The sequence below is a fragment of the Pseudomonas delhiensis genome, assembly GCF_900187975.1.
In the GTDB taxonomy this organism is placed as follows: Bacteria; Pseudomonadota; Gammaproteobacteria; order Pseudomonadales; family Pseudomonadaceae; genus Pseudomonas; species Pseudomonas delhiensis.
This window is the reverse complement of sequence record NZ_FZPC01000001.1, coordinates 299,509-317,051: the sequence shown is the minus strand read 5'-3', so window position 1 is coordinate 317,051 and position 17,543 is coordinate 299,509. Positions and strand designations below refer to the sequence as shown.

General features: G+C 67.9%; 19 protein-coding genes. 12 read left to right on the top strand and 7 right to left on the bottom strand.

From position 1 onward, the window contains the following. Positions 1-50: 50 nt before the first annotated feature. Positions 51-1,484 carry an exodeoxyribonuclease I gene (gene sbcB, locus CHC02_RS01445; protein WP_089389732.1) on the top strand — a complete coding sequence of 478 codons (1,434 nt, stop codon included), beginning with the start codon at positions 51-53 and terminating at the stop codon, positions 1,482-1,484. 69 nt (positions 1,485-1,553) lie between these two features. Here sbcB and mvaT read toward each other — a convergent pair whose 3' ends face one another. Continuing rightward, complete coding sequence (gene mvaT, locus CHC02_RS01440; RefSeq protein WP_074982273.1) at positions 1,554-1,928, bottom strand: histone-like nucleoid-structuring protein MvaT; 375 nt, start codon at positions 1,926-1,928, stop codon at positions 1,554-1,556. Between the two features lie 251 nt (positions 1,929-2,179). Between mvaT and purU the strand changes: the two genes are divergently transcribed. From purU to CHC02_RS01425, 3 genes are all read left to right on the top strand, one after another. Continuing rightward, a complete protein-coding gene (gene purU / locus CHC02_RS01435) occupies positions 2,180-3,031 on the top strand; it encodes a formyltetrahydrofolate deformylase (protein ID WP_089389731.1) in 852 nt (283 codons plus the stop codon). A 185-nt stretch (positions 3,032-3,216) separates the two neighbouring features. Continuing rightward, complete coding sequence (locus tag CHC02_RS01430) at positions 3,217-3,402, top strand: hypothetical protein (RefSeq protein ID WP_089389730.1); 186 nt, start codon at positions 3,217-3,219, stop codon at positions 3,400-3,402. 27 nt (positions 3,403-3,429) lie between these two features. Then, a complete protein-coding gene (locus tag CHC02_RS01425; protein WP_089389729.1) occupies positions 3,430-4,413 on the top strand; it encodes a zinc-dependent alcohol dehydrogenase family protein in 984 nt (327 codons plus the stop codon). A gap of 833 nt (positions 4,414-5,246) precedes the next feature. Here CHC02_RS01425 and gpgF read toward each other — a convergent pair. The 3 genes from gpgF to upp all read right to left on the bottom strand — a co-directional run bounded on the left by gpgF (position 5,247) and on the right by upp (position 8,390). Beyond that, a complete protein-coding gene (gpgF, locus tag CHC02_RS01420) occupies positions 5,247-6,248 on the bottom strand; it encodes a glucosaminyl phosphatidylglycerol flippase (RefSeq protein WP_089389728.1) in 1,002 nt (333 codons plus the stop codon). A gap of 210 nt (positions 6,249-6,458) precedes the next feature. Continuing rightward, entirely contained in the window at positions 6,459-7,748 is a 1,290-nt protein-coding gene (locus CHC02_RS01415; protein ID WP_089389727.1) for a uracil-xanthine permease family protein, read from the bottom strand. Positions 7,749-7,751: 3 nt separating this feature from the next. Further along, positions 7,752-8,390: a uracil phosphoribosyltransferase gene (gene upp, locus CHC02_RS01410; protein ID WP_089389726.1), complete on the bottom strand. Its 639-nt coding sequence runs from the start codon at positions 8,388-8,390 to the stop codon at positions 7,752-7,754. A 215-nt stretch (positions 8,391-8,605) separates the two neighbouring features. Between upp and CHC02_RS01405 the strand changes: the two genes are divergently transcribed. The 3 genes from CHC02_RS01405 to CHC02_RS01395 all read left to right on the top strand — a co-directional run bounded on the left by CHC02_RS01405 (position 8,606) and on the right by CHC02_RS01395 (position 11,261). Then, positions 8,606-9,163, top strand: coding sequence for a hypoxanthine-guanine phosphoribosyltransferase (locus tag CHC02_RS01405; RefSeq protein ID WP_009615834.1), 558 nt, complete (start codon positions 8,606-8,608; stop codon positions 9,161-9,163). Positions 9,164-9,166: 3 nt separating this feature from the next. Further along, positions 9,167-9,643, top strand: coding sequence for a WbuC family cupin fold metalloprotein (locus CHC02_RS01400; RefSeq protein ID WP_089389725.1), 477 nt, complete (start codon positions 9,167-9,169; stop codon positions 9,641-9,643). Positions 9,644-9,836: 193 nt separating this feature from the next. Next, positions 9,837-11,261 carry an aldehyde dehydrogenase family protein gene (locus CHC02_RS01395; RefSeq protein ID WP_089389724.1) on the top strand — a complete coding sequence of 475 codons (1,425 nt, stop codon included), beginning with the start codon at positions 9,837-9,839 and terminating at the stop codon, positions 11,259-11,261. A 256-nt stretch (positions 11,262-11,517) separates the two neighbouring features. Here the strand turns inward: CHC02_RS01395 and CHC02_RS01390 are convergent, their stop codons facing one another. Then, the gene (locus CHC02_RS01390) at positions 11,518-12,423 is read right to left on the bottom strand and encodes a LysR family transcriptional regulator (protein WP_089389723.1); all 906 of its coding nucleotides are present in this window, start codon (positions 12,421-12,423) and stop codon (positions 11,518-11,520) included. 143 nt (positions 12,424-12,566) lie between these two features. On the opposite strand from CHC02_RS01390, the gene CHC02_RS01385 reads away from it, so the two are divergent. The 3 genes from CHC02_RS01385 (at position 12,567) to CHC02_RS01375 (ending at position 14,032) form a co-directional block, all read left to right on the top strand. Beyond that, positions 12,567-13,052: a hypothetical protein gene (locus CHC02_RS01385; protein ID WP_089389722.1), complete on the top strand. Its 486-nt coding sequence runs from the start codon at positions 12,567-12,569 to the stop codon at positions 13,050-13,052. 81 nt (positions 13,053-13,133) lie between these two features. Further along, positions 13,134-13,421, top strand: a complete 288-nt coding sequence (locus CHC02_RS01380) for a PA4642 family protein (RefSeq protein ID WP_089389721.1) — start codon at positions 13,134-13,136, stop codon at positions 13,419-13,421. A gap of 209 nt (positions 13,422-13,630) precedes the next feature. Then, positions 13,631-14,032 (top strand): VOC family protein, encoded by a 402-nt coding sequence (locus tag CHC02_RS01375; protein WP_089389720.1) that lies wholly within the window; start codon positions 13,631-13,633, stop codon positions 14,030-14,032. A gap of 60 nt (positions 14,033-14,092) precedes the next feature. Here the strand turns inward: CHC02_RS01375 and mqo are convergent, their stop codons facing one another. Next, the gene (mqo, locus tag CHC02_RS01370) at positions 14,093-15,577 is read right to left on the bottom strand and encodes a malate dehydrogenase (quinone) (RefSeq protein ID WP_089389719.1); all 1,485 of its coding nucleotides are present in this window, start codon (positions 15,575-15,577) and stop codon (positions 14,093-14,095) included. Positions 15,578-16,090: 513 nt separating this feature from the next. Between mqo and CHC02_RS01365 the strand changes: the two genes are divergently transcribed. Next, positions 16,091-16,678: a YajG family lipoprotein gene (locus tag CHC02_RS01365; protein WP_089389718.1), complete on the top strand. Its 588-nt coding sequence runs from the start codon at positions 16,091-16,093 to the stop codon at positions 16,676-16,678. A 60-nt stretch (positions 16,679-16,738) separates the two neighbouring features. On the opposite strand, the gene CHC02_RS01360 is transcribed toward CHC02_RS01365, so the two are convergent. After that, positions 16,739-16,948 carry a hypothetical protein gene (locus CHC02_RS01360; RefSeq protein ID WP_009615850.1) on the bottom strand — a complete coding sequence of 70 codons (210 nt, stop codon included), beginning with the start codon at positions 16,946-16,948 and terminating at the stop codon, positions 16,739-16,741. A gap of 271 nt (positions 16,949-17,219) precedes the next feature. Here CHC02_RS01360 and CHC02_RS01355 point away from each other — a divergent pair, with 271 nt between their 5' ends. After that, complete coding sequence (locus CHC02_RS01355; protein ID WP_089389717.1) at positions 17,220-17,513, top strand: hypothetical protein; 294 nt, start codon at positions 17,220-17,222, stop codon at positions 17,511-17,513. Positions 17,514-17,543 lie beyond the last annotated feature (30 nt).

Genomic DNA, 17,543 nt, shown 5'->3' with positions numbered 1-17,543 from the left:
CAGCCCATGGCGGGGTGATAGACTGCCCGGCCAGGCCAAGGGAGAGCGCCATGACCGCCAGCATCTTCTGGTACGACTACGAGACCACCGGCATCGATCCACGCCGCGACCGCCCGTTGCAGGTCGCCGGCATCCGCACCGACGAGGCGCTCAACGAGATCGAGGCGCCGCTGAACTTCTACTGCCGCCCCAGCGACGACATTCTGCCGCACCCGGCGGCCTGCCTGATCACCGGCATCACCCCGCAGCGCCTGGAAGAGCAGGGCCTGGGCGAGGCCGAGTTCATGACCCGCCTGCACGCCGAGCTGTCGCGCCCGGGCACCTGCGTGGCCGGCTACAACACCCTGCGCTTCGACGACGAGGTCACCCGCTACAGCCTCTACCGCAACTTCTTCGACCCCTACGCCCGCGAATGGCAGGGCGGCAACAGCCGCTGGGACCTGATCGACCTGGTGCGCACCGCCTACGCGCTGCGCCCGGAAGGCATCCAGTGGCCGCTGAACGAGGAAGGGATGGTCACCCTCAAGCTGGAGCGCCTCACCGAGGCCAACGGCCTGGAGCACGGCCAGGCCCACGACGCCCTGTCCGACGTGCGCGCGACCATCGCCATGGCCCGGCTGGTCCGCCAGCGCCAGCCCAAGCTCTACGACTTCCTCTACCGCCTGCGCGGCAAGCACGCGGTGCTCGACCAGGTGCAGCTGCTCAAGCCGCTGGTGCATGTGTCCGGGCGTTTCTCGGCGGCGCGCAGCTTCCTGTCGCTGGTGCTGCCCCTGGCCTGGCACCCGCGCAACCGCAATGCCCTGATCGTCTGCGACCTGGGGCTGGACCCGGCGCCGTTGCTGGAGCTGGATGCGGAGGCCCTGCGCCAGCGCCTGTACACCCGCCGCGAGGAACTGGGCGAGGGCGAGCTGCCGGTGCCGCTGAAGCTGGTGCACGTCAACCGCTGCCCGGTGCTGGCGCCGCTGTCGGTGCTGCGCGAGCAGGACCAGGCGCGCCTGGGCATCGACCTGGCGGCCTGGCGCGAACGCGAACGGCTGCTGGTCGAAGGTAAACCGCTGTGGCAGGACAAGCTGGCCGCGATATATGCGCAGGAGAACTTCGCCGGCAGCGAGGATCCGGAACAGCAGCTATATGACGGTTTTATCGGCGACCGTGACCGTCGGCTCTGCGAACAGGTGCGCCAGGCGGACCCGGTGCGCCTCGGGCGAGAACAATGGCCGTTCGACGATCCGCGCCTCGTGGAACTTCTGTTCCGTTATCGCGCGCGGAATTTTCCGGAAACTTTGTCTGCCGCGGAGCAGGAACAATGGCGAGAGTTCTGCCGTTGCCGTCTGATGCTCGACGAGTACGGCGCGCCCAATACCCTCGCGAACTTCGAAGTGGCTTTGGCTGAACAGCTCGAAAATACTGGGCTGCAGGGCAGGGCATTGCTGCAGGAGTGGCAGGCATATGCCGCTGTCTTGCGTCAGCGTTATTGCCTTTAGTGTTCCGCGAGTTGTTCGCGGGCAATAAAAAACGCCAGCCGAAGCTGGCGTTTTCGCCTGGCGCGGGGTTCAGCCCAGCAGGGTGGCCCAGCTCTCGACGGTGTCGGCGCCCCACTTGGCCTTCCATTCCTTGAGCGTCTTGTGGTTGCCGCCCTTGGTTTCGATGACTTCGCCGTTGTGCGGGTTCTTGTATTGCTTGACCTTGCGCGCGCGCTTGCTGCCGGTGGCCTTGGCGGCACGCGGGGCCTTGCTCAGTTTGGCGTCCGGATCGAGCAGCGCGAGGATGTCACGCAGGGACTTGCCATAGCCACCCATGAGCGTGCGGAGTTTCTCTTCGAACTCCAGTTCCTTCTTCAGCTTGTCGTCCTTCTCCAGGGACTTGAGGCGCTCTTGAAGTTCCTTGATGGCTTCTTCGGTGGCGCGGTACTCATTGATCAGTGACATGTCGGCGTACCTTGTCTTGAGGTCAAGCGTGGCTGGAATATTAGTATTCCCAATAATAGTCAGGCGATTTGTTTGAGTAAACCATCAAGTAAAGTTTTCTCACTACTTAACGTAATATTTAAGTTGCCCGGATAGACGCATTGTCCCCGCAGTTAAATCCGGACGCGTCCGAATGTCCCTCGCCGGCGGTCGCGGTTTTCCCGGGCAGCCGCTAGAATGGCGGCCTTCGCGAAGTATCTGGAGCTACACCCATGCGCACTTTCCGACTGGTGATCGCCTGCCCCGACGGGGTCGGCATCGTCGCCAAGGTGAGTAATTTCCTGGCCACTTACAACGGCTGGATCACCGAGGCCAGTCATCACTCCGACAACGACAACGGCTGGTTCTTCATGCGGCACGAGATTCGCGCCGACTCCCTGCCGTTCGACCTCGACGGGTTCCGCCAGGCCTTCGCCCCCATCGCCCGCGAGTTCAACATGGTCTGGCGCATCACCGACTCGGCGGTGAAGAAGCGCGTGGTGCTGATGGCCAGCCGCGAGTCGCACTGCCTGGCCGACCTGCTGCACCGCTGGCACAGCGGCGAGCTGGACTGCGAGATCCCCTGCGTGATCGCCAACCACGACGACCTGCGCAGCATGGTCGAGTGGCACGGCATCCCGTACTTCCACGTGCCGGTGGACCCGAAGAACAAGCAGCCGGCCTTCGACGAGGTGTCGCGGCTGATCGACGAGCACCAGGCCGACAACGTGGTGCTGGCGCGCTACATGCAGATCCTGCCGCCGGACCTGTGCCAGAAGTACCGCCACCAGGTGATCAATATCCACCACAGCTTCCTGCCCTCTTTCATCGGCGCCAAGCCCTACCACCAGGCCTCGCTGCGCGGCGTGAAGCTGATCGGCGCGACCTGCCACTACGTCACCGAGGAACTGGACGCCGGCCCGATCATCGAGCAGGACGTGGTGCGCGTCAGCCACCGCGACAACGTCGAGGAGATGGTGCGCCTGGGCAAGGACGTGGAAAAGATGGTGCTGGCGCGCGGTTTGCGCTATCACCTGGAAGACCGCGTGCTGGTGCATGACAACAAGACCGTGGTGTTCGACTGAGAACCTGTCTACGATCTGCTGCGCGTCGGCATAACTGCGTTAAAAACAGGCGAGCGATGCTCATTTAGCGGACTAAACTGCGCTCTCTCGCCTGTTTTTGTCTTGTTCTGCTCTAGCTCGCGAGATCGTAAACAGGCCCTGAGCCACGCCGGCCGGGCGAACCCGCGATGCAGGAGAGCCCGGCCATGGCCGACGAAAAAGCCCCCGGTACCGCCACCCCGCCGCCCACCCTGGGCGAGGGCTGTACCAGCCGTTACGACCTCGATGCCCTGAGCGAGGAGGACGGCACCGAGTTCCCCGGTGCCGCCGAGCTCTGGCGCGAGCTGCAGGACGCCGATGCGCCCGCCGGGGCGCCGCCGAAGAAACCCTGATCGACCAGCCCTGTGCGGAGGTGAGCCATGCGCGCCATGGTGCTCGAACAGGTGGGCCAGCCGCTGCGACTGCGCGAGCTGCCCGTGCCGCAACCCGGCCCCGGTGAGCTGCGTGTGCGCGTGGCGGCCTGCGGGGTCTGCCGCACCGACCTGCACGTGGTCGACGGCGAGCTGCCGGCGGTGCCCCTGCCGGTGATCCCCGGGCACGAGATCGTCGGCTACGTCGACGCCCTGGGCGAAGGCGTCGAGGGTTTCGCCCTGGGCCAGCGGGTCGGCGTGCCCTGGCTGGGGCATACCTGCGGCCACTGCCCGCCCTGCACCCATGACAGGGAAAACCTCTGCGACGCGCCGCAATTCACCGGCTACACCCGGCCGGGCGGCTATGCCGAATACGTGGTGGCCGACGCGCGCTTCACCTTCGCCCTGGGCGAGGCGGGCGACGACGCCGGGCTGGCGCCGCTGCTGTGCGCCGGGCTGATCGGCTGGCGCTCGCTGGTCAAGGCCGGCGACGGTCGGCGCCTGGGCCTCTACGGCTTCGGCGCGGCGGCGCACATCGTGCTGCAGGTGGCGCGCTGGCAGGGGCGCGAGGTCTACGCCTTCAGCCGGCCCGGCGACCACGCCGCCGAGGCCTTCGCCCGCTCCCTGGGCGCCGCCTGGGCCGGCCCGTCCGACCAGGCGCCGCCGCAGCCGCTGGACGCGGCGATCATCTACGCCCCGGCCGGCGAACTGGTGCCCGCCGCGCTGCGCGCCGTGCGCAAGGGCGGCCGGGTGGTCTGCGCCGGCATCCACATGAGCGACATCCCCAGCTTCCCCTATTCCATCCTGTGGGGCGAGCGCGAACTGGTCTCGGTGGCCAACCTGACCCGCCGCGACGGCCTGGAGTTCTTCCCCGTGGCCGGCCGCGCCGGGGTGCGCACCGAAGTGCAGCGCTACCCGCTGGAACAGGCCAACCAGGCCCTGGACGACCTGCGCCACGGGCGCTTCCAGGGCGCGGCGGTGCTGGTGCCGTAAGAGTAGCGGCATGGTGTGGATGCCTGGCCATCGCGGACGGCACCACCGCTGCCCCACCTGTAGGAGCGCGCCCTGCGCGCGAAATCGCGGGCAGGGCCCTACGACCATGCTCGACCGTAGGGCGAATAACCGTTCGCGGTTATCCGCCGCCGGCCGGAACGCCGGTGCCCGACGGCGGCGGCGGATAACGCCGTAGGCGTTATGCGCCCTACGAGTTGCAAGGGGGCGGCATAGGAGGGGTTGGGCTTGCAATACCAACTGCCCCACCCGCGCCATTCCCCTGTAGGAGCGCGCCCTGCGCGCGATTCGCGGGCAGGGCCCTACGACCATGCTCGACCGTAGGGCGAATAACTGTTCGCGGCTATCCGCCGCCGGCCGGAACGCCGGTGCCCGACGGCGGCGGATAACGCCGTAGGCGTTATGCGCCCTACGGGTTGCAAGGGGCGGCATAGGAGGGGTTGGGCTTGCGATACCCGGCTGCCCCACCCGCGCCATTCCCCTGTAGGAGCGCGCGCGAATCGCGGGCAGGGCCCTACGACCATGCTCGACCGTAGGGCGAATAACCGTTCGCGGTTATCCGCCGCCGGCCGGAACGCCGGTGCCCGACGGCGGCGGCGGATAACGCCGTAGGCGTTATGCGCCCTACGGGTTGCAAGGGGGCGGTATAGGAGGGGTTGAGCTTGCGATACCAGTTGCCCCACCCGCGCCATTCCCCTGTAGGAGCGCGCCCTGCGCGCGAAATCGCGGGCAGGGCCCGCTCCTACGGTTGTCGTGAGGCATTGAGTTTCCTCGCAGGAGGACTCCGTCCGCGATACCGCCGGCAGGGCCGGCGCCTAGGCGTCGCGGTTGCGCAGGCCGACCAGGCGGCGCAGCAGCGGGCGGCCGGCCATGATGGCGAACACCGGCGCGCCCGCCACCAGGTAGAAGTAGTAGGTCACCACCCGCCAGACCAGGATGGCCGCGGCCGCGGTCGGCTTGCCCACCAGCGGGCTGAGCAGCGCCAGCGAGGTCAGCTCGGTGCCGCCGGCGCCGCCCGGCAGCAGGGTGGCCAGGCCGGCGGCCAGGGACAGCAGCTGGATCAGGAAGGTCCAGGCCCAGTGCAGTTCCACGCCCATGGCCTGGAGGATCAGGTAGAGCACCGAGAAGCGCAGCAGCCAGTGGCAGCTGGTGAGCAGGAACACCAGGGCCAGGCGCCGGCGCGGCTGCTTGAGGCTGGTGACGATGCTGTCGCGGAAGTGCAGCAGCTTGCGCGCCAGGTGCAGGCGCCGTCGCGGCCCGACGTGCAGGCGCGCCAGCAGGCGGCCGTTGGCGCGGATCACCCGGCGCTGGAAGCGCGCCAGCAGCACCACGCCGGCGAGGATGCCGCCCAGCAGCACGGCGCTGACCAGCAGCGAGGATTCCAGGTTCGGGCTCAGGCTGTGGGACAGCGTGTAGCACAGCACCACCAGCAGGGCGCCGAGGAAGAACAGCAGGTCGCTGAGCTGGTCGACGGCGAAGATCGCGCTGCTCTGTGCCGGACGCAGGCCGCGGCGGGCCAGCAGGGCCATCAGCGTCAGCGGCGCGCCGCTGCCGCCGGGGGTGGCGTAGAAGGCGAACTCCGAGGCCATGATGATGCCGATCGACTGCCGCTGGCTCAGCGGCCCGGCGCGGCCGGCCAGCAGCACGCGCAGCTTCTGGGCATTGATCAGCCAGCACAGCAGGATCATGCCGAGCAACAGCAGCAGGCTGTCCAGCGGGAAGCGCGCCAGTTGCTCGAGCATCGGCCGGCCGCCCAGCACCAGCGGCACCAGCGAGGCGCCGAGCAGGGCGATCAGCAGCCACCAGGCACGGCTCACGGCCGGGCCTGCGGGCGGTTGGGGCGCGTTCCGTTCAGGGCGGGGCGCAGGGCGTTACGGCAGACGGAAATGACATTTACCTCCGGGACTGTGCGCTTCCCTCTTCTGTGGACTACCAGCTCTGGCAGGCGTTCGCAGTCGCTGAGGGGAGTCTACGGCAGCCTCGGCAGTGGCGCCCCGGTCCTTTCGTCGGTCCGGGGCGCCCGGGGCTCACGGGTGTTCGCTCTCTTTGGCGCCTTCCTCCAGCGCCTTGTTCTGCCAGCCTTCCTCGCCGGGCAGGATCAGGTTCAGGAGGATGGCGACGATGGCGCACAGGGCGATGCCCTTCAGGCCGAAGTCGTCCGGGCCCGTGCCCGAGCCGATCAGCACGCCGCCGATGCCGAACACCAAGGTCACCGAGACGATGCACAGGTTGCGCGCCTGGGACAGGTCAACCTTGTGGCGGATCAGGGTGTTCATGCCCACCGAGGCGATGGTGCCGAACAGCAGGCAGAGGATGCCGCCCATCACCGGCACCGGGATGCTCTGCAGGATGGCGCCGAACTTGCCGACGAAGGCCAGGCCGATGGCGAACGCCGCCGCCCAGGTCATGATCTTCGGGTTGTAGTTCTTGGTCAGCATCACCGCGCCGGTGACCTCGGCGTAGGTGGTGTTCGGCGGGCCGCCGAACAGGCCGGCGGCGGAGGTGGCGATGCCGTCGCCCAGCAGGGTGCGGTGCAGGCCCGGGGTCTTCAGGTAGTTCTTGCCAGTCACCCCGCCCACGGCGATCACTCCGCCGATGTGCTCGATGGCCGGGGCCAGGGCCACCGGGACGATGAACAGGATGGCCTGCCAGTTGAATTCCGGCGCGGTGAACTTCGGCAGTTCCAGCCAGGGCGCGGCAACGATCTTGGCCACGTCGACCACGCCGAACACGAAGGACAGCGCGTAGCCCACCAGCACGCCGCTGATGATCGGCACCAGGCGCAGCATGCCCTTGCCGAACACGGCGACGATCAGGGTGGTGATCAGCGCTGGCATGGAAATCAGCATGGCGGTGCGGTAGGGGATCAGCTCGGTGCCGTCGCCGGCCTTGCCCATGGCCATGTTGGCGGCGATCGGCGCCATGGCCAGGCCGATGGAGATGATCACCGGGCCGATCACCACCGGCGGCAGCAGGCGGTCGATGAAGCCGGTGCCCTTGATCTTCACCGCCAGGCCCAGGAAGGTGTAGACGAAACCGGCGGCGACCACCCCGCCCATGGTCGCGGCCAGGCCGAACTGGCCCTTGGCGAGGATGATCGGGGTGATGAAGGCGAAGCTGGAGGCCAGGAACACCGGCACCTGGCGCCCGGTCACCAGCTGGAACATGAGGGTGCCGAAGCCAGCGGTGAACAGCGCCACGTTCGGGTCCAGGCCGGTGATCAACGGCATCAGCACCAGGGCGCCGAAGGCCACGAAGAGCATCTGCGCGCCGGAAATGACCTGGCGCCACAGCGGGTCATTGAATTCGTCGGCCATGGATCAGGTGTCCTTCTGCTTGGTGCCGAAGATCTTGTCGCCGGCATCGCCCAGGCCGGGGATGATGTAGCCGTTCTCGTTCAGCCCCTGGTCGATCGAGGCGGTATAGATGATGACGTCCGGGTGCGCGTCGGCCACCGCCTTGATGCCCTCGGGCGCGGCCACCAGCACCATGGCGCGGATTTCCTTGCAGCCGGCCTTCTTCAGCAGGTCGATGGTGGCGACCATGGAGCCGCCGGTGGCCAGCATCGGGTCGATGATCAGCGCGCGGCGCTCGGCGATGTCCGGCGCCAGCTTCTCCAGGTAGGTGTGCGCCTGCAGGGTCTGTTCGTTGCGCGCCACGCCCACGGCGCTGACCTTGGCCCCGGGGATCAGGCTGAGCACGCCGTCGAGCATGCCGATGCCGGCGCGCAGGATGGGCACCACGGTGATCTTCTTGCCGGCGATCTTCTCCACCTGCACCGAGCCGGCCCAGCCGGGGATCTCGTAGTTCTCCAGCGGCAGGTCGGCGGTCGCTTCGTAGGTCAGCAGGGCGCCCACTTCCTGGGCCAGCTCGCGGAAATTCTTGGTGCTGATATCGTGGCGGCGCATCAGTCCGATCTTGTGGCGGATCAGGGGATGGCGAATCTCGTGCACGGGCATGGACGGGTCTCCGGGAGGGGGCTGGCAAAAAATTGCGGTAGCGTAAAGCATCTTAGGGGCAGTTGGCAGTCGGTGCGCGACAAATAGCCGCCGGCTACCGGCTGCGGGAACCCGCCTGGCCTGGCGCGGGATTGTCGGCGACTTTCGTCCGCCGGTACTTGCTCCAGGGCAGAGGGATGGGTACCTTTGCGCACTTTTTCCGGGAGAGCCCGCCAATGTCCGTCGATCTCGCGCACATCCGCCAAGTCATGGCCGAAGCCGATTGCCTGTACAACGACGCCGAAGTGGACGCCGCCATCGGCCGCGTCGCCCAGGCGATCAACGCGGACCTGGCCGAGCGCAACCCGGTGGTGTTCTGCGTGATGAACGGCGGGCTGATCTTCTCCGGCAAGCTGCTGCCGAAGCTGGACTTCCCCCTGGAGCTGTCCTACCTGCACGCCACCCGCTACCGCAACGAGACCACCGGCGGCGAGCTGTTCTGGAAGGCCAAGCCGGAAATCTCCTTCATCGACCGCGACGTGCTGATCGTCGACGACATCCTCGACGAAGGGCACACCCTCTCGGCGATCATCGACTTCTGCCGCCACGCCGGCGCCCGCGAAGTGCACACCGCGGTGCTGATCGACAAGGACCACGACCGCAAGGCGCGCCCGGACCTGAAGGCCAACTACGTCGGCCTGTCCTGCGTGGACCGCTACATCTTCGGCTACGGCATGGACTACAAGGGCTACTGGCGCAACGCCCCGGGCATCTTCGCCGTCAAGGGCCTCTGAGCCGTGGCCGGGCCGCGTTTCCTCGACCAGGCCCTGTTCGCCGAATTGGCCGGGCAGGCGGCCGCCAACCCGCGCCGCCGCCAGCATCACAACCTGCACGCGATGGACGAGCCCTGCCACCGGCTGCTCAATGCGCTGCAGCCGGACACCTACGTGCAGCCGCACTGCCACCGCAGCCCCGACAAGGCCGAGAGCATCATCGTGCTCAGGGGGCGCCTGGGCCTGCTGGTCTTCTCCGAGGCCGGCGAGCTGCTCGCCACCCGCGAGCTGTCGCCCGAGGGCGACTGCCCCGGCGTGGACCTGCCGCCGGGCACCTTCCATGCCCTGGTGGCGCTGGCGCCGGACAGCCTGATCTTCGAATGCAAGGCCGGCCCCTACCAGGCCCTGGCCGACGACGAGCGCGGCGCCTGGGCCCCGCGCGAGGGCGAGCCCGGCGCGGCCGGGTACCTGGCCTGGATGCGGGCGCAGTTTTCGGCCTGACACCCGCGTCATGCGGGGGCTTTTCGTAGGAGCGAGCTTGCTCGCGAACGAACCCCCGCTGCGGAATCCGTTCGCGAGCAAGCTCGCTCCTACACATCGACAAACCTCGATGCATGCATGCGTCGATATGCATTTTTGCCGATCCATTCCCCGCCTATCCTGCCGGCCTCGCTGAAACCACCCCGAGGTCACCATGCGCACCCAGCTCTACATCGACGGCCAGTGGCGCGACGCCGCCAGCGGCGCCACCCTGCAGCCGATCAACCCCGCCACCCGCGAGCCGCTGCCAGCCGTGGCCGCCGCCGGCGCCGCCGAGGTCGACCTGGCCGTGGCCGCCGCCCGTCGCGCCTTCGCCAGCTGGCGCGAGACCCGCGGCGCCGAGCGCGCGCGTTACCTGCGCGGTTTCGCCGAGCAGCTGGAAGCCCGCCGCGAGGCGCTGGTCGAGTTGCAGATGCGCGCCAGCGGCAAGCCGCGCCTGGAGGCGGAGAACGACGTCGGCGACGCCATCGCCACCTTCGCCTATTACGCCGAGTTGGCCGATGGCCTGGACGCCCGGCAGAACGCCGAGGTGGCGCTGCCCGACGCTGGTTTCCGCTCGCAGACGCGCTTCGAGCCGGTGGGCGTGGCCGGGCTAATCGTGCCTTGGAACTTCCCCCTGGTGACCAGCGCCTGGAAGGTCGCCCCGGCCCTGGCCGCCGGCTGCACGGTGGTGCTCAAGCCGTCGGAGATCACCCCGCTGATCGAGCTGGTGCTGGGCGAGGTCGCCGACGCCATCGGCCTGCCCGCCGGCGTGCTGAACCTGGTGCCGGGCCTGGCCGATGCTGGCGCCGCCATCTCCGGCCATGGCGGCATCGACAAGCTGTCCTTCACCGGCAGCAACGCCGTCGGCCGCAAGGTCATGCAGGCCGCCGCCGCGCGCACCCTGCCGGTGGGCCTGGAGCTGGGCGGCAAGTCGCCGATCCTGGTGTTCGCCGACAGCGACCTGGACGACGCCGTGCAGTGGATCATCGCCGGCGTGTACTGGAACGCCGGGCAGATGTGCTCGGCCACCTCGCGCCTGCTGGTGGCGGAGGGCATCGCCGACGAACTGCTGGCGCGCCTGAAGGTGGCGGTGGAGGCGCTGCGCGTCGGCGACCCGCTGGCCGGCGAGACCGACATGGGGCCCATGACCAGTGAGGCGCAGTTCCGCAAGGTGCGGGACTACTTCGCCATCGCCCGCGACGAAGGCCTGGCCTGCCTGACTGGTGGCGAGGTGGGCGAGGGCTGGTGCATCCGCCCGACCGTCTACGTCGACGTGCCGGAAGACAGCCGCCTGTGGCGCGAGGAAATCTTCGGCCCGGTGCTCTGCGTGCGCCGCTTCCGCGACGAGGCCGAGGCCCTGCGCCAGGCCAACGACTGCGACTTCGCCCTGGCCGCCACCGTGGTCAGTGCCGACCTGGCGCGCGCCCAGCGCGTCGCCGAGCGCCTGGAGGCCGGCCACGTCTGGCTGAACTCGCCGCAGGTGGTGTTCCCGCAGACCTCCTGGGGCGGCGGCAAGGCCAGCGGCATCGGCCGCGAACTGGGGCCCTGGGGCCTGTCGGCGTTCCTCGGCGTCAAGCACATCACCGCGCTGCGCTGACGATCGAGGCATTCGGTCCCGGGGCCAACGGCGGATAACCGCGAACGGTCATGCGCCCTACCTGCCCCGCCCACATCGTTCCCCTGTAGGAGCACGCCCTGCGCGCGAATCGCGGGCAGGGCCCGCTCCTATTGCGCCGAGGTGCTCTTCGTAGGAGCGAGCTTGCTCGCGAACAAACGCGGTGCCATGCGGTTCGCGAGCAAGCTCGCTCCTACGGGAAGCTGGGATGCCCCGGCGCGATTCGCGGATGAGATCCCTAGGGCAGGGACACGCCATGCACTGCGCAAAGGTCCTCCACCAGCGCCTGCAGGGCCTGGTTGTGCCCCGTGTCGTCGCGCAGCAGCAGGCTGTGCTCGATGCCGTAGCCGAGCCGCCCGGCGAGCAGCGGGCGCATCTCGCCCAGGTCCACCCAGCGCTGCGCATAGTGCGTCGGCAGGTAGCCCAGGTGGGTGCCGGCGCGCACGGCGTGCACCACCGCTTCCATGTTGCCGGCCAGCGCCGTGCTGCGCCGCGGGTCGGCCGGCAGCTGGACGTCGGCCTGGGCGTGGCCGTACTGCACCCAGGCGCAGGCCTCCAGGTCGGCCTGGCTGGGCGCCTGGTGGTCGAAGAGCGGGTGCCCGCGGCCGCAGAACACCGCCACCCGTTCGCTGTACAGCGGGCGGTAGCGCAGGTTCGGCAGATGCCGGCTGGAGCAGGCGATGGCCAGGTGCAGCTCGCCGCCCAGCACCTGGCGTTCCAGCTCGGTGGACGAGCCGATGGACAGCTGCAGGCGTACCTCCTGGTCGCGCCGGCCGAAGCGTGCCAGGGCCTCGTGGATGCGCGCATCGGGCAGGGTGGCGATGTTGTCCGCCAGGCCGATGCGCAGCTCGCCCACCAGGCGCCCGGCCAGGGATTGCACCTGGTCGCGGAAGTCGCCCAGGGCGGCGAACAGCGCCTGGCCGTGCTGCAGCACCAGGGCGCCCTTGTCGGTCAGGCGGAAGCCGCTCTTGCCGCGTTCGCACAGGCGGTAGCCCAGGCGCGTCTCCAGGCTGGCGATGTGCGTGCTGATGGTCGACTGGCCCATGCCCAGTTCGCCCTGGGCGGCGGAAAAGCCGCCGCAGCGCACCACGGTGGCGAAGATGCGCAGCAGGCGCAGGTCGAGGTCGGAGACGTTGTGCAGCATGGGGCTCCTGCATCCACTTCGTGGCATGTGAATGGGCGAATGCATCGAATTTTATCAATGCATCGAAACCCTCACCAAGTGCCTGTACGAGTGCCGGCGGCCCCGTGCTAGAGTGCCGGACGAGTTTTCCCGCGGGGTTCACGATGACGTTGCGCCACCTGTTCTGCCTGGCCGTCCTGGCCTTCTCCGGGCCGCTGTTCGCCGCCGATGCGCCGGTGGCCCATGCCCAGTTCCTGCCGCCGGACGACAACAACCTGCGCGGCGAGGCGCCGGAGCAGCAGCAACTGCTGCAGGTCACCGAATACAGCGTGGTGCTGGGCAACCAGCGCCAGTCCAACCAGCAGCCGATCCCGATCACCACCCCGGCGCTGCTGCGCCTGAAGGGCAAGCCGCTGAACAAGGGCGGCGCCGTGACCCAGGTGCTGATCAGCTTCGACAGCGAAGGCAAGAGCCTGAAGAAGCCCACCTACGACGCCGCCAGCCGTACCCTGAGCCTGTCGTACCCGGCCGCGTCCTACACCCAGTTGCTCGACCTGCTGCGTCACGGCCCGGTGTACTGCCAGTTCCTCAGCTACCCCAACGGCCACGTCTGGGCCGACCTGCACAGCGGCGCCGTGCGCCTGCGTTGAGCCGGCGCCCGCAGCGGGGTTACACTGCCCGCCTTTGGTGACGGCCGGGCCGTCGACTGGTGCCGTAGAGAGAAGCGAGCGATGCGTAAAGACAAGAAGCAGGTGATTGGCGAAGAGATCGGCGACGAGTCGATCAAGCTGTTCCTCGAGGTCGAGCCGGCCGACGATACCCCGCCGTCGCTGCACAAGCTGATCAAGGCCTACCGCGGCCTGCGCATCGACGATTTCGAGCGCTTCGTGAAGTTCTTCGTCGAGGCCGGCTACGACCTCGGCGCCAGGGATGCCAAGGGTCAGGACTTCGTCGCGCTGATCCGCGACCAGCGCCAGGCCGAGCCCTACATCGAGGTGATCGAAGCCGCCCGCGGCTGATCGGCCTCGCTGTGAAGAAGCCCGCCGCGTGCGGGCTTTTTCGTGCCTGATGCCTGGCCCCGCAGGATGGGGGGAGCGAAGCGATACCCATCGCCATGGCCACATGGGTTTCGCAAGCTCAGCCCATCCTACGAAGAGCGCATCGGCGCAGACCCTCCGCCCCCCGCCTAGACTTGCAGGTAGAACAACGACAAGGTGAGGACGCCGACATGCATGTACAGCCCTATCTGTTCTTCCACGGCCAGTGCGACGAGGCCATCGCCTTCTACCAGCAGGCGCTGGGCGCGCAGCTCAACGCGCTGATGCGCTACGAGGAGGCGCCGGGGCCGCTGCAGGTGCCCGACGGCTGGTGCGAGAAGGTCATGCATGCCAGCCTGCAGGTCGGCCAGAGCGAGGTGCTGATGTCCGACGGCCGCGGCGAGCACGAGGCACCACCCGGCGGCTTCAGCCTGCACCTGGCGCTGCACAGCGTGGTGGCGGCGGAGAAGGCCTTCGCCGCGCTGGCCGAGGAGGGGCGGGTGGACATGCCGCTGGAGAAGACCTTCTGGGCGCAGCGCTTCGGCATGCTCCACGACCGCTTCGGCGTCGGCTGGATGATCAGTTGCCGCTGACGCCGCGCCCCGGAAACGAAAAGGCCCGCCGAATGGCGGGCCTTCTGCGTCAGGGCCGGATCACTGATCCAGCTGCAGCTTCTGCCAGGTGTAGGCGTTGATCTCGCGGTAGGCCGAGGCGTCGCTCTCCAGCTGCTTCTCGCGGGCCGGGAAGATCTCCCGGAGCTTGGCGCCCCAGGCTTCGGACTTGTACTGAGCGGGGAAGCAGCGCTCGAGCAGGCCGAGCATGATCGACACGGTCACCGAGGCGCCCGGGGAGGCGCCCAGCAGGGCGGCGATGGTGCCGTCCTCGGAAGCCACCAGCTCGGTGCCGAACTGCAGGATGCCGCCTTTCTTGGTGTCCTTCTTGATGATCTGCACGCGCTGGCCGGCGGTTTCCAGGCGCCAGTCCGCCGGGTTGGCCAGCGGGTAGAACTTGCGCAGGCTTTCCAGGCGCTGGTCCATGGACTGCATGACTTCGCGCACCAGGTAGCGGGTCAGGTCCATGTTGTCGCGGGCGACCGCCAGCATCGGCATCAGGTTGCTGCCGCGGACCGACAGCGGCAGGTCGAGGAAGGAGCCGTGGCGCAGGAACTTGGTGGAGAAGCCGGCGTAGGGTCCGAACAGCAGGGACTTCTTGCCGTCGACCACGCGGGTGTCCAGGTGCGGCACGGACATCGGCGGGGCGCCGACCTCGGCCTGGCTGTAGACCTTGGCCTGGTGCTGCCTGACCACTTCGGGGTTGTCGCAGCGCAGCCACTGGCCGCTCACCGGGAAGCCGCCGAAGCCCTTGCTTTCCGGGATGCCGGACATCTGCAGCAGCGGCAGCGCGCCGCCGCCGGCGCCGAGGAAGACGAACTTCGTGCGGATCTTGCGCGACTGGCCGTTCTGGGTGTTCTTGATGTCGACGATCCAGTCCTGGCCGTCGCGCTCCAGGCCCACGACCCTCTGGAAGTAGCTGATCTTCGCGCCTTCCTGCTTGCCCAGGCGGGCCAGCAGCTGGTTGGTCAGGGCGCCGAAGTTGACGTCGGTGCCATGCTCCACGCGGGTGGCGGCGACCTGCTCGTCGGCCGGGCGGCCGGGCATGGTCAGCGGCGCCCACTGGGCCAGCTGCTCGCGGTCCTCGGTGTAGACCATGGACTCGAAGGCATGGTGCTGGCTGAGGGTTTCGAAGCGCTTCTTCAGGAAGGACACGTCCTTGCCACGGACGAAGCTCAGGTGCGGCACCGGGTTGATGAAGTTGCGCGGATTGCCGAAGCCTTCCTTGTCCACCAGGTGCGCCCAGAACTGCTTGGACACCTCGAACTGGGCGTTGATCTGCACCGCTTTCTTGATGTCGATGGAGCCGTCGGCGGCCTGCGGCGTGTAGTTCAGCTCGCAGAGGCCGGCGTGGCCGGTACCGGCGTTGTTCCAGGGGTTGGAGCTCTCGATGGCTCCGGACTCCTGCAGTTCGACGATCTCCAGTCGGGTGTCGGGTTCGACTTCCTTCAACAGGGTCGCCAGGGTTGCGCTCATGATGCCGGCGCCAACCAGCAGCACATCCAAAGCTTCGTGTTCGTTCGCCATTCTCGCTCGCCACACTCTCGTGAAGTAGTGAAAAACCTTCAAATCACGCTCTTATGGAGACGTGAAGCTCAAAGGGGGTCGTCGCTGCGGGCGGGTCCGGACTCGGTTCGGAGGGGACTCGCGGCAATCCTTGCCTGAAAGTGTCGTCGCAACGATCGGTACAAAGCGCGAGGCCGGTGGCCACGGCGCAATTGGCGACTCTCTAGGAGGGTGTGACAGGCCGGCAGGCGCGAGGCTGCCGGGCTGTGGGACCCGATCAGGAGGCGTCCTTATAATCGGGGCGCGATTATAACGACGAAATGCAAAAAAAGCCCTCGGGCTTAGACTTTTTTCCGAGTTCCGGTCACTGGATTTCCTGTTTTTGCACCAGATTGGTGCGTCTTGCCCTCGCGCGCGTCGCCGCCAAGGAACCTGTAACAAAGTGCCAGCGTCCAACTTGCAGAGCGCTATCAGGGCGCTCCGACGGCCGGTATACTGCCCGCCGTTCCGAGCCCAACCCATGGAGACACGAACATGTTGCAGCGTCTGTTGCTCAGTCTGATCGCCGCCGGCACCCTGGCCTTGTCCGGCTGTGCCCTCAGCCCGCAACAACTGAACCCGGACCCGGTGTTCAAGGGCCAGCCGGTCGCCGTCGGCCAGGGCCAGCCAGTGGTGGTGAAGGTGGTCGACGGCCGCCAGAGCACCGAGCTGGGCACCCGTGGCGGCCTCTACTCGGAGACCAGCGCGGTCACCGTGCGCAGCCAGGACGTGATTCCCAAGCTGCAGGCCCAGACCGAGGCGGCGGTGCGCCTGCTCGGCTTCACTCCCTCGCCGAACGCCTACAACGCCCCGACCCTGACCCTCACCCTGGCCGAGCTGAAGTACCAGTCGCCCAAGGACGGCGTCTACGTCACCGAGGCCACCATAGGCGCGACCTTCCGCGTCGACGTGCAGGCCGGCGGGCGCCGCTACAGCGGCCGCTACGGTTCCTCGCTGAACCAGCGCTTCGGCATGGCGCCGAACCAGCAGACCAACACCAAGCTGGTCAGCGACGTGCTCAGCGACACCCTGGACCGCGTGTTCAAGGACCCGACCATCGGGCAGACGCTGAACCAGCGCTGATCGCTTCGGCGTGAACGAAAAAGCCCGGCACTGGCCGGGCTTTTTCGTGGGTGCGGGAATTCAGGCGGCGGCCTGGCGGAACGGGTCGGTCTCGTAGGCCGGCTGGCGCTCGTCGGCTTCCGGCAGGTCCAGGTGTTCGTGGCCGCAGGCCTGGCAGTACACCAGCCAGTGGTCGTCCTGGACGTTGAAGGAGAGGTCGGTGACCACGGCTTCGATCTCATCCAGGTGTTCGATCAGGTAGGCGCTTTCGTGGGGTACGATTTCGAGCATGGCGAATCTCCTAGGCGGGATACCGGATGGCGAAAGGTGACTAGCCAGTCATGTGCCAGGTGGTGGAAAAGGCTTAGAACCCTTCTCGATAAGGCTGACGTTCGTCGTGAATAAGACGACCGAACTGGCTGTGCCGTCCTCCTGACGGATACAATCGGCCGTCTTTCTTTCAGTTGCGTGACGTACCCGCCGCGGTTCGTCGCTTCGTACAGAACTCGGCCTTGGCGCTTTCTTGCTTCCTGGCGTGCAGTCCTGAAGTGTGGAGGTCGTGATGTCGCTGCAGGCGCTCTGGAATCTGTTCCAGGCCCATCCCGCCCGGGTCCTCAACGACCTGGCGCTGTTCTTCGCCCTGGCCGGCGCCTGGCTGCTGCTGGCCACCCGCCGGCGCGAGCGCCAGGCCCTGCAACGCCTGGTCGCCGGTGGCGATGGCGCGTCCGCGCCGCTGGCCGAGGCCGAGGCCGAGCCCTCGACGGCGAAGATCAACCGCTTCTTCTACCTCTTCGGCTTCGCCTGCCTGGCCCTGGCCGTCGCGCTGAGCCAGTACAGCACCCAGCTGCCGGGCTGAAAACGCACCGTCACGATGCAAAAGGGCGCC